Origin of the sequence: Shewanella algae (assembly GCF_009183365.2) — a bacterium.
Lineage (GTDB): Bacteria > Pseudomonadota > Gammaproteobacteria > Enterobacterales > Shewanellaceae > Shewanella > Shewanella algae.
Map to the genome: position 1 here is coordinate 1 of NZ_CP068230.1, position 11608 is coordinate 11608.

Annotated in this window: 9 protein-coding genes; 7 read left to right on the forward strand and 2 right to left on the reverse strand. The window is 51.3% G+C overall.

From position 1 onward, the window contains the following. From dnaA to E1N14_RS00030, 6 genes are all read left to right on the forward strand, one after another. Positions 1-1389: a chromosomal replication initiator protein DnaA gene (dnaA, locus tag E1N14_RS00005; RefSeq protein WP_025011718.1), complete on the forward strand. Its 1389-nt coding sequence runs from the start codon at positions 1-3 to the stop codon at positions 1387-1389. Positions 1390-1404: 15 nt separating this feature from the next. Beyond that, positions 1405-2505, forward strand: a complete 1101-nt coding sequence (dnaN, locus tag E1N14_RS00010) for a DNA polymerase III subunit beta (RefSeq protein ID WP_025011717.1) — start codon at positions 1405-1407, stop codon at positions 2503-2505. Between the two features lie 19 nt (positions 2506-2524). Further along, positions 2525-3607, forward strand: a complete 1083-nt coding sequence (gene recF / locus E1N14_RS00015) for a DNA replication/repair protein RecF (RefSeq protein ID WP_062793861.1) — start codon at positions 2525-2527, stop codon at positions 3605-3607. 16 nt (positions 3608-3623) lie between these two features. Then, positions 3624-6041 carry a DNA topoisomerase (ATP-hydrolyzing) subunit B gene (gyrB, locus tag E1N14_RS00020; protein ID WP_025011716.1) on the forward strand — a complete coding sequence of 806 codons (2418 nt, stop codon included), beginning with the start codon at positions 3624-3626 and terminating at the stop codon, positions 6039-6041. Between the two features lie 169 nt (positions 6042-6210). Then, positions 6211-6657, forward strand: a complete 447-nt coding sequence (gene tnpA / locus E1N14_RS00025) for an IS200/IS605 family transposase (protein WP_025012174.1) — start codon at positions 6211-6213, stop codon at positions 6655-6657. 141 nt (positions 6658-6798) lie between these two features. Beyond that, complete coding sequence (locus E1N14_RS00030) at positions 6799-7845, forward strand: HDOD domain-containing protein (RefSeq protein ID WP_025011836.1); 1047 nt, start codon at positions 6799-6801, stop codon at positions 7843-7845. 54 nt (positions 7846-7899) lie between these two features. Here the strand turns inward: E1N14_RS00030 and glyS are convergent, their stop codons facing one another. Further along, positions 7900-9969: a glycine--tRNA ligase subunit beta gene (gene glyS / locus E1N14_RS00035; RefSeq protein WP_062793970.1), complete on the reverse strand. Its 2070-nt coding sequence runs from the start codon at positions 9967-9969 to the stop codon at positions 7900-7902. Positions 9970-9979: 10 nt separating this feature from the next. Beyond that, entirely contained in the window at positions 9980-10885 is a 906-nt protein-coding gene (gene glyQ / locus E1N14_RS00040; RefSeq protein WP_028780936.1) for a glycine--tRNA ligase subunit alpha, read from the reverse strand. Between the two features lie 109 nt (positions 10886-10994). Between glyQ and E1N14_RS00045 the strand changes: the two genes are divergently transcribed. Beyond that, positions 10995-11558 (forward strand): DNA-3-methyladenine glycosylase I, encoded by a 564-nt coding sequence (locus E1N14_RS00045; RefSeq protein ID WP_025011835.1) that lies wholly within the window; start codon positions 10995-10997, stop codon positions 11556-11558. The last annotated feature ends 50 nt before the right edge of the window (positions 11559-11608 follow it).

The following is an 11608-nucleotide window of genomic DNA, read 5'->3' on the forward strand; positions in this document are numbered from 1 at the left end:
GTGGCGGTTTCACTTTGGCAACAATGTATCGGACGACTGCAAGATGAGCTTTCTGCTCAACAATTCAGTATGTGGATCAGACCGTTACAGGCCGAAATGGATGGGGATACCCTGGTGATCTATGCACCAAACCGGTTCGTGCTTGATTGGGTTCGGGATAAATATCTCAACATTATCAATCAGTTTTTTACTGAGCATTTGGGCAATGATGCGCCAAAACTCAGGTTTGATATAGGTAGTCGTCCGTCGGCCAAGCCCCAGGTTCAGACCCCAACTGCGACCAAGGCCTCTGTCAGTGCTCCCAAGAGTGCGGCCGGTAAAGGTGCAACCTTTAATACTGCCGCAGAACCAGCCGTAAACCACAGCTATCGCAGCAATATTAACCCCACTTACCAATTCGACAACTTTGTTGAAGGTAAGTCCAACCAACTGGGTAAGGCGGCCGCATTGCAGGTGGCTGAAAACCCGGGTGGTGCCTATAACCCTCTGTTTCTATATGGCGGTACCGGTTTGGGTAAGACTCACCTACTGCACGCCGTAGGCAACGGCATTATCAAGAATAATCCTAACGCCAAAGTGGTTTATATGCACTCAGAGCGTTTTGTGCAGGACATGGTCAAGGCGTTGCAAAACAATGCCATCGAAGACTTCAAGCGTTACTATCGCAGTGTTGATGCTCTGTTTATCGATGACATTCAGTTTTTTGCCAATAAAGACAGATCCCAGGAAGAGTTTTTCCACACCTTTAATGCCTTGCTTGAAGGCAATCACCAGATCATTTTGACATCGGATCGTTATCCGAAAGAGATCGACGGTGTGGAAGATCGGCTCAAGTCGCGCTTTGGCTGGGGTCTTACCGTGGCCATCGAGCCGCCTGAGCTGGAAACCCGGGTCGCCATTTTGATGCGCAAGGCGCAGGAGAGTGGGATCAACTTGCCGGATGAAGTGGCCTTCTTCATCGCCAAGCGCTTACGCTCCAACGTGCGTGAACTGGAAGGGGCATTGAACCGGGTTATCGCCAATGCCAACTTTACCGGTCGGCCAATAACCATTGATTTTGTGCGCGAAGCCTTGCGTGACCTCTTGGCTCTGCAGGAAAAATTAGTCACTATAGACAACATTCAGAAAACAGTGGCTGAATACTACAAGATCAAGATGGCCGATATGCTGTCCAAGCGCCGTTCCCGCAGTGTGGCGAGACCGAGGCAGATGGCCATGGCGTTATCTAAAGAATTAACCAATCAGAGCTTACCTGAGATAGGGGATGCTTTTGGTGGTCGTGACCATACAACTGTGTTGCATGCCTGCCGCAAGATTGCACAGCTGCGGGAAGAGAGTCACGACATTAAAGAAGATTATGCCAACTTGATTAGAACCTTATCTTCTTAATCAGGGAACAGGACCATGAAATTTTCGATCGATAGGGATGCCCTATTAAAGCCGCTCCAGTTGGTCAGTGGCGCGGTGGAAAGACGCCATAACTTGCCTATTCTGGCAAACCTCCTGGTGGAAGTAAGTAATCACTCACTCAAGATGACGGGTACAGATCTTGAGGTGGAACTGGTCGGCAGTGCCGAGGTCAGTGGCGAAGTGCAGGAAGGTCGCACCACAGTGCCGGCCAAGAAACTGCTCGATATCGTCAAGTCACTGCCTGAGCAGAGCGAAATCAAAATCGAACAGCAGGAAAACAAGTGGCTGCTTCGCAGCGGTCGCAGCCGTTTCTCGTTGGCGACGCTACCGGCGGAAGAATACCCCAATGTCGAGAGTTTCCAGCCCGCCATCGAATTTAACCTCAAGCAGGGCACACTCAAGTCACTGATAGACGCCACTCAGTTTTCCATGGCCAACCAGGATGTGCGTTACTATCTCAACGGTTTGCTGCTGGAAACCGAGGGTAATGTACTGCGCGCCATTGCAACAGACGGCCACCGCTTGGCTCTGAGTCACAGAGAAATAGCAGCCTCTTTGCCGGAAAATCAGGTGATCGTGCCTCGTAAAGGGGTGATGGAGCTGGCTCGCCTACTGGACAGTGAAGATCAGGATATCCATATTGCCATTGGTGATAACGCCATTCGTGCTACCACCGCCAGCGCCGTGTTCACCAGTAAGCTGGTGGATGGCCGCTTCCCGGATTATCGCCGGGTATTGCCCAAAGGCGGCGACAAGATAGTGCTGGCCAGTCGCAATCAGCTTAAGCAAGCACTATTGCGGGCTTCTATCCTGTCCAATGAGAAATTCCGTGGTGTCAGGGTGCAGCTGGAAAATGCGCTGCTCAAGATCACCGCCAATAACCCGGAGCAGGAAGAAGCCGAAGAGATAATCGATGTGGATTACGCCGGTCAGCCGCTCGAAATCGGCTTCAACGTCTCTTATCTGCTGGATGTGCTCAATGGTCTCAAGGCCGATGAAGTCAGGATTACCCTCAGTGATGGTAACTCCAGTGCCTTGATTGAAAACCACGTCGAGGAAGACTCCATGTACGTGGTGATGCCGATGCGCCTCTAGGGGCGACTTTGGGCCATAAATGAGTCTAACTCGTCTCAATATTCAAGCTTTTCGTAATATCGATTCAGCCCAACTGCTCCCCGGCACTGGGCTGAATCTTATTTACGGCCAAAATGGCAGTGGCAAAACCAGTGTCCTGGAGGCGATTTACTTTCTGGGGATGGGGCGCTCGTTTCGCAGTCATCTGTCTCAGAGGGTGATCAATAACCAACAGGATCAGTTGACCCTGTTTGCCAATTTGAGCCTGCCCTCCGGTGACAGTAAGTTGGGGCTGCGGCGGTTTCGCAGCGGCGAAACCGAGGTCAGAATGGATGGCGAGAAGATAAAGCGCCTGTCTGTGCTGGCCGACACCCTGCCTATTCAGGTAATCACCCCAGAGAGCTTTTCACTGTTGTTTGAAGGCCCCAAGGCCAGGCGCCAGTTTATCGATTGGGGCGCGTTTCATTGCGATCCCCAGTTTTATCAGGCCTGGGTCAATGTAAGGCGGATCCTCAAGCAACGTAATCAATTACTTAAGGACGGTGCAGCCTACCAGCAAATCGCATACTGGGACCGGGATTTTATCCGTTATACCGAGTTGGTCACCGAGATACGAAAGGCATATGTAGACTCGTTAAATGAGCTACTTAAGGGTATAATCGGGGAGTTTTTACCACAGGTTGATATCAAGGTTTCCTTTACCCGTGGTTGGGATAGTAAAACTGAGTTTTCGACCCTGTTACAGGCGTCTTATTCCCGGGATCTATCCATGGGGCACACCGTCAGTGGCCCCCATAAAGCCGACTTGAGACTCAGAGTGGGTAATCTACCCGCTCAGGATGCTTTGTCCCGTGGTCAGCTGAAGTTGTTGGTGTGTGCACTGCGAATAGCACAAGGAAAGTTGCTTAAACAACAAATAGATAAGAATAGTATCTATCTGGTCGACGATCTGCCGTCAGAGTTGGATGCGAAACACAGGAAGTTATTGCTGCGGCAGTTGAGCGAAACCGGGGCGCAAGTGTTTGTCACTGCGATTGACCCGGCAGCAATATCAGATTCATTAAGCACGCCCCCAAGCCGGATTTTTCAGGTGGAACAGGGGCGGGTAACGGTCATTGAATAACCGATGAGAGAATAATATGTCAGAGAACAGTTACGATTCTTCGAGTATCAAGGTCCTTAAGGGCCTTGATGCGGTACGTAAAAGACCTGGGATGTATATTGGTGATACCGACGATGGCACGGGTCTGCATCACATGGTATTCGAAGTCGTCGATAACTCTATCGATGAAGCTTTGGCGGGCCACTGCAGTGACATAGTGATCACCATCCATGTTGATGGCTCTGTATCTGTCAAAGATGATGGTCGTGGTATTCCGGTTGCCATTCACCCTGAAGAAGGGGTATCGGCTGCCCAGGTTATTATGACAGTGCTGCACGCCGGCGGTAAGTTCGACGACAACTCCTATAAAGTTTCCGGTGGTTTGCACGGTGTGGGTGTGTCAGTGGTTAACGCCTTGTCGGAAAAGCTGCAGTTGACCATTCGCCGCGATGGCAAGGTTTATGAGCAGTTCTACAAGCACGGTGAGCCGCAAGAGCCTATCAAGGAAATCGGTGAAGCAACCAAGACAGGTACTGAAATTCGTTTCTGGCCCAGCCATGAAACCTTTACTGATACCGAGTTTCATTATGAGCTGTTGGCCAAACGTATTCGCGAGCTTTCATTCCTGAACTCAGGCGTGGGTATCCGTCTTATTGACGAGCGCGACAACAAAGATGAGTTTTTCCACTATGAGGGCGGTATCAAGGCCTTCGTAGAGTACCTGAACCGTAACAAGACTCCGGTGAATAAGGATGTATTCCACTTCTCCCAAGAGCGGGATGATGGCATCACTGTTGAAGTGGCCATGCAGTGGAACGACGGTTTCCAGGAAAGCATTTTCTGTTTTACCAACAACATTCCCCAGCGTGATGGTGGTACTCACCTGGCAGGTTTCCGGGCGGCATTGACCCGTAACCTGAACAACTACATGGAGAATGAGGGTTTCAACAAGAAGGGCAAGACCAACGCCACAGGTGATGATGCCCGTGAAGGCCTGACCGCAGTGGTTTCTGTGAAGGTTCCTGACCCCAAGTTCAGCTCCCAAACCAAAGACAAGCTGGTTTCCAGTGAGGTCAAAGGCGCCGTGGAACAGACCATGGGTGAGAAGCTGAATGACTATCTGCTGGAAAACCCAGCCGATGCCAAGATGATTGTTGGCAAGATTATTGACGCTGCCCGCGCCCGTGAAGCGGCCCGTAAGGCCCGCGAGATGACCCGTCGTAAAGGAGCCCTGGATTTGGGTGGTTTGCCGGGTAAATTGGCTGACTGTCAGGAAAAAGACCCAGGTCTTTCTGAAATCTACATAGTGGAGGGTGATTCGGCCGGCGGTAGTGCCAAACAGGGCCGAAACAGAAAGAACCAGGCTATTTTGCCACTCAAGGGTAAAATTCTTAACGTAGAGAAGGCTCGCTTCGACAAGATGCTGTCTTCTCAGGAAGTGGCGACTCTTATCACTGCCCTTGGCTGCGGTATCGGCCGTGATGAATATGATCCGGAAAAAACCCGTTACCACTACATCATCATCATGACGGATGCTGACGTCGACGGCTCGCACATTCGTACGCTGCTGTTGACCTTCTTCTTCCGTCAGATGCCTGAGCTGATCGAGCGTGGCTTTGTTTATATTGCCCAGCCTCCTTTGTTCAAAGTGAAGAAAGGCAAGCAGGAGCAGTATCTGAAAGATGAACCGGCATTGACTGAATACTTGACCACTCAGGCTCTTGATGGCGGCTGCATCTATCCATCCAAGGATGCACCGGCCATGTCAGGTGAAGGCCTGGAGCGTCTGGTTAATCAGTATCGCGAAGTGGAAGCCATCATCGAGCGCTTGGAAAAGCGTTATCCAACCAATGTGACCAACCGCATGCTGTATCGTCCACGGGTGACCGCCGAAATGCTGGCCGACGAGGCCGCTATGACCACTTGGTGCAAAGGCCTGCTGCAGGATCTTGAAGATGAAGAGAATGGCGGCGTTATCTACAAGATGGAAACTGTGCTGGATCCAGAGCGTAAGGTGTATCTGCCGCAGCTCATTGTGCGCAAACACGGTATAGATACCCATTATCTGTTTGGTTATGACTTCTTCCATTCCAGCGATTATGAGCGTATCGCCAAGCTGGGTGAGCAGATCTGTGATCTGATTGAAGACGGCGGCTATGTTAAACGCGGTGAGCGGGTCAAAGAGGTCAGCAGTTTTGTTGAAGCACTTGACTGGCTGATTGCTGAGTCCAAGCGCGGTCTCTATATCCAGCGCTATAAAGGACTGGGTGAAATGAACCCAGAGCAGCTATGGGAAACCACCATGGATCCCGAGAGCCGCCGCATGTTGCAGGTCACCATTGAAGATGCGATAGCGGCCGATCAGCTGTTTACCACTCTGATGGGCGATCAGGTTGAGCCAAGACGCGACTTTATCGAAGCCAACGCCCTCAACGTGGCTAACCTCGACGTTTAATCAAACAGCTTGTTATCTTTAAAAGGAAGGCCTCAGGCCTTCCTTTTTTATTGTCACCCTAAAACCACCTCCTATGGAGGTGGTGATCGTCAAGTCGGGGCTCAGCCCGAAGAGTGCCCATACTGCATACTGACTCGGTTTGTTACCAGCAAATCAAGGAGTAAGCAGTATGAGCCGATATGAAAGTGCATCGCACGTCTTCTATCGCTGTCAGTATCACATTGTATGGACGCCAAAGTATAGACACAGGATCTTGAAGGGCCGAGTTGGACAGGAGGTTTGTCGCAGTATTTATATCTATAGCGGCATGAAGAAGTGCCGGATAGTAGAGCTAAATGTCCAGATAGACCATGTTCACTTACTGGTGAGACTTCCGCCAAGCTTGAGTGTCTCGGAGTACGTAGGTTTTTTAAAGGGAAGAACTGCGATAAGACTGTTTAACAAATTCCCTTACTTACGAAAGCATAAATTATGGGGTAACCACTTTTGGCAAAGAGGCTACTTTGTAGATTCAGTGGGAGCAAACGAAGAGATCATTCGTAGATATGTAAGGTATCAACAGAAAGTAGAGGCAGAGGAATCAAACGGCCAGATCAAGCTTGGTTTGGATGGGTAATTCTTTTAGCCCCCTTCTAGGGGGCTGTTCAAAGCCACCTGCTATGCAGGTGGATTTTTTACTGGGTGTTTACCGCGTTAACTTTAGGAAATAGCGATTATACTGAACCATCTGGGGTGGAATAATTGCGCAGGAAATCAAGTGATAGGAATCTTCAGGAAACTGTTTAATGTCAGGGAAAACGTTGAAGTAGAGCGACCAAAAAGCTTCAACGAAGCCCCGCCCAATATCCAGCATGAGCAGCAAGCATTGAGCCGCTCGCGGGAGACTGAGGCTGACGAGCTGGTGGCTGCCGTCGATGCTACTGCACTGTTTTACAGTTTACTGTTCTCCGTCAGCAGCCAGAATAGCGGTGGCGTTGCCAATAAACTCGAAAAGCGAGTCATGAGCGATATTGAGCAGGCACTGGCCTCACCGCAGCAGATTGCCGATTCTGTACTGCAGATCCCTGGTCGTATACTGGAGCTGGACAACAAACTCAGCGATCCAGAATTTGATAGTCAGGATATAGTGGTACTGATTCAGCAAGATCCCGTATTGAGTGCCGAGGTGATCCGCATCTGTAACTCGGCGGCTTTTCGCCGCAGCGAGCGGCAGATAACCAGTCTCCAGCAGGCTCTGGTTCAACTGGGCAGCAACAGACTGAGACGGATAGTGACTACCTGCATGATGAAAGAGATGATAGATATCAAACCCATCTACTTTCGCCGTTTTGGGGCCCATTTGTGGCGCCATTCACTACAGGTGGCTTTCCTGGCCGGAGAGCTGGAAACCGAAGAACCGGATACAGCTTTTATGGTGGGGCTGCTGCACGATGTTGGCAAGATAGCCATCTTCAAGCTGTTGCTCGATGCTTTCAATCAGGCCGACCCTGGCGAGCAGCCCAAGTCCTGGCTGTTCCGTCAGGTGATGACGGCGCGCTCCTTGTCATTGAGTAGCCTGCTGGTGAGTTGCTGGCAGTTACCCAAGGCATTTGAGATTGTACTGCAACCTCTGGCCAATGTCGGTGCCAAGCCGGAAAACCGTTTAAGCCAGCTGATTTGGCAAGCCAATCTGATCAGTGAATGCTCTATGCTGGTGGAAGAGGATAAGTTGCCCCCGGAATTGCTGGATGCCTTGTTGAAGGAAGCCAATATCAGCCGGGAAATGTTTGAACAGTGGCATCAGAAACTGCTTGAAATAAAATGAAAAAACGCGCCTTTCGGCGCGTTTTTTAGCTGTTTGGCATCACTGCAACTGCCATCACTGCAACAGTGATATATCGGCCACTCGCAGGAACTGATTCCGCAGCTGGTTCAGCAGTGCCAGACGATTGCGGCGCAGCGCCTCATCGTCGGCCATTACCATCACATCTTCAAAGAAGGTATCTACCGGCTCTTTCAGCGTCGATAGCAGGGTCAATCCTTGTTGATATTCCCCTTTGGCAAACAAGGGCTCAAGTTGTGGCTGAAGTGAGCTCAGAACTTGATTCAGGGCCTTCTCGGCATCTTCCTGCAGCAGGGCAGTATCGACTTCGCTTGGTAATTCACCTTCAACCTTGGCGAGAATATTGGAAACCCGCTTGTTGGCTGCGGCCAGAGAGGCGGCTTGCTCCAGGCTGCGGAAATGGCTGACGGCCTGGATACGGCTGTCAAAGTCGGCCGGACGAGTCGGACGACGGGCCAGAACCGCCAGAATTACATCGGTACTGATGCCTTTATCCTGATACCAGGCGCGGAAACGGCCCATCAGGAATTCCAGCACCTCTTCGGCGCAGTTCTGATTGCTGAGGTTGCTGCCGTGGGCCTTGATGGCGCTGGCTATCAGCTCGACCAGATCCAGTGGCAGTTTGTTCTCAACAATGATCCTCAGTACACCTATGGCCGCGCGGCGCAGGGCAAAGGGGTCGGCAGCGCCTTTAGGAGCCTGGCCGATACCGAATATCCCGCTCAGGGTATCCAGCTTCTCTGCCAGTGCAACGGCGCAGGATACCGGCGCTGTAGGCACAGTATCACCGGAGAACTTGGGCTTGTACTGTTCTTCCAATGCCAGTGCAACGGCTTCGGTTTCCCCTTCGAGGCGCGCGTAATGCATACCCATGGTGCCTTGGGTGTCGGTAAATTCCATAACCATATTGGTCATCAAATCGGCCTTGGACAACAGACCGGCCCGCTTGGCATCGGCTTGGTTGGCATCGATTTTGGCCGCAATGGCTTCGGCCACACAGGAGATGCGCTCCACTCTGTCTTTAAGGGTGCCCAATTGCTTCTGGAATACCACGGTTTCCAGGCTGGCAATGCGGGACTCGAGTGATTGCTTTTTATCTGTGTTAAAGAAGAATTCGGCATCGGCCAGGCGAGGGCGGACAACTTTCTCATTTCCGGCAATGATTTGCGCCGGATCTTTGGACTCAATATTGGTCACAAAGATGAAGTTGGGCATCAGCTTATTGTTGCCATCAAATACCGGGAAGTATTTCTGATCGCCTTTCATTGTGTAGACCAGTGCTTCGGCGGGCACCTGCAAAAACTTCTCTTCGAAAGCCGCTGTCAGTACCACAGGCCATTCAACCAAGGAGGCGACTTCTTCAAGCAGTTCGTCGGCGATATCGGCACGGCCACCCAACTCGGCAGCGGCTTTTTCGGCGTCTGTCTTGATTATATCCATTCTGGCCTGATAGTCGGCAATCACCTTGCCGCGCTCTTTCAAGCTGCTGAGGTAGTTGTCGGCATGATCCAGCTCGAAGCTGGCTTCACCCATAAAGCGGTGACCACGAACGGTACGCGCCGAGGTGATACCCAACAGCTCACCGGCAACCAGCTTGTCACCCAACAACATGGTAACTGTATGCACGGGGCGGATAAATTGAGTCTTGTTGCTGCCCCAGCGCATAGGCTTGGGGATAGGCAGCTTGTCCAGGGCGCGCTGGGCCATGGCCGGGATCAGGCTTTCAGTGGTCACACCTTCAACCTTGGCGCGGTGCAGCAGCCATTCCCCCTTGTCTGTAACCAGACGCTCGGCTTCGGCAACGCTGATACCATTGCCGCGGGCCCAGCCTTCGGCGGCCTTGGTTGGCTTGCCTTCGGCATCAAAGGCTGAACTGACCGCTGGGCCTCTTTTCTCAACCACTTTATCCTGTTGTGCCAGGGCCAGTTGCTCTACGTAGAGCGCCAAACGGCGCGGAGCGGCATACCAGTGTGCCTTGCTATAGCTGAGTTCGGCCTTGTCCAGCTCTTCGCAGAAGTTGTTTACAAAAGACTCTGCCAGAGTGCGCAAAGCTTTTGGTGGCAGTTCTTCGGTACCTATCTCTATGAGTAAGTTGTCAAAATTCATTAGTTCTACCTCACTTGCACATTGGGAAGCCCAGGGCTTCACGCGCCTGGTAATAAGCTTCGGCTACCGCCTTGGCCATGGTGCGCACCCGCAGGATGTAGCGCTGACGCTCGGTCACAGAGATGGCGTGACGGGCATCGAGCAGGTTGAAGGCATGTGAGGCCTTCATCACTTGCTCATAAGCGGGCAGAGGCAGAGGTTTTTCCAGTGAAAGCAGGTGCTGACAGGTTTTTTCGCACTGATCGAACAGACCGAACAGGAAGTCGACATCGGCATGTTCAAAGTTGTAGGTCGACTGCTCCACTTCGTTTTGGTGGAACACGTCACCATAGGTGATCCTTCCCATTGGGCCGTCGGTCCACACCAGATCATAGACGCTGTCTACGCCTTGAATATACATGGCAAGACGTTCTAGACCATAGGTGATTTCGCCGGTTACCGGGCTACATTCGAGGCCACCAACCTGTTGGAAATAGGTGAACTGGCTGACTTCCATACCGTTGAGCCAAACTTCCCAGCCCAGGCCCCAAGCACCCAGGGTAGGTGATTCCCAGTTGTCTTCAACGAAACGGATATCATGGATACTTGGGTCTACACCCAGGGCCTGCAGTGAGCCCAGGTACAGCTCCTGAATATTATCCGGTGAAGGTTTCAATACGACCTGAAACTGATAGTAGTGCTGAAGACGGTTGGGGTTTTCACCATAGCGGCCGTCGGTAGGGCGGCGCGATGGTTGGACATACGCGCTGCTCATCGGCTCTGGGCCCAATGAACGCAAAAAGGTTTGTGGATGGAAGGTGCCGGCACCGACCTCCATGTCCAGGGGTTGAACTATGGCGCAACCTTGCTGCGCCCAGTATTCTTGCAGGGTTAAGATAAAACCCTGGAATGTCTTCACGTCGTGTTTCGTCGTCATATCTACTGCTGTCAGCTATTAATAGAAAATGGTTTCGATTATACCTTGTCGATATAGGCTTATGTAGGTTATTTTTTATCGGATTTAACGATTTAAGGGATTTTGAGTAATGGATATAGTTCGTTGTGGCTGGGTGACTGATGATCCTCTCTATCAGGAATATCACGACAAGGTATGGGGAAGGCCGGTTTACGATGCCAAAGAACTGTTTGCCAAGCTCTGTCTCGATGGTCAGCAGGCTGGTTTGTCGTGGCTGACCATTCTCAAAAAGCAGGCCAACTATGAACGCGCTTTTGCCGGGTTTGATCCCCAAGTCATTGCCGGGTTCGACCAAGCCAAGATAGAGGAATTGCTACAAGACCCAGGGATAGTGCGCAATCGAGCCAAGGTGAATTCCATAGTTCGAAACGCCAAGGCATATCTGGCATTTGTGGAACAAGGTAATGATTTTTCAGAATTTCTTTGGGGTTTTGTCGGCGGGGTACCCAAAGTGAATCGCTTTGAAACCCTGACTCAGGTTCCGGCTCAAACACCAGAGTCGGAGGCTATGTCCAAGGCGCTGAAAAAACTCGGGTTTAACTTCTGTGGCCCGACAATTTGCTATGCCTTTATGCAGGCTGTAGGCATGGTCAACGATCATCTGTTGGATTGCTGTTGTTATCCCCATGATTAAATTTTCCCGGCGTCGCCGTTTTTTGCTGCTACTGTTCAGTTCTGGTCCGG

Coding starts and splice junctions, on each gene's coding strand:
- dnaN (WP_025011717.1), top strand. CDS start 1,405: ATGAAATTTTCGATCGATAGGGATGCCCTATTAAAGCCGCTCCAGTTG.
- recF (WP_062793861.1), top strand. CDS start 2,525: ATGAGTCTAACTCGTCTCAATATTCAAGCTTTTCGTAATATCGATTCA.
- gyrB (WP_025011716.1), top strand. CDS start 3,624: ATGTCAGAGAACAGTTACGATTCTTCGAGTATCAAGGTCCTTAAGGGC.
- tnpA (WP_025012174.1), top strand. CDS start 6,211: ATGAGCCGATATGAAAGTGCATCGCACGTCTTCTATCGCTGTCAGTAT.
- glyS (WP_062793970.1), bottom strand. CDS start 9,969: ATGAATTTTGACAACTTACTCATAGAGATAGGTACCGAAGAACTGCCA.
- glyQ (WP_028780936.1), bottom strand. CDS start 10,885: ATGACGACGAAACACGACGTGAAGACATTCCAGGGTTTTATCTTAACC.
- E1N14_RS00045 (WP_025011835.1), top strand. CDS start 10,995: ATGGATATAGTTCGTTGTGGCTGGGTGACTGATGATCCTCTCTATCAG.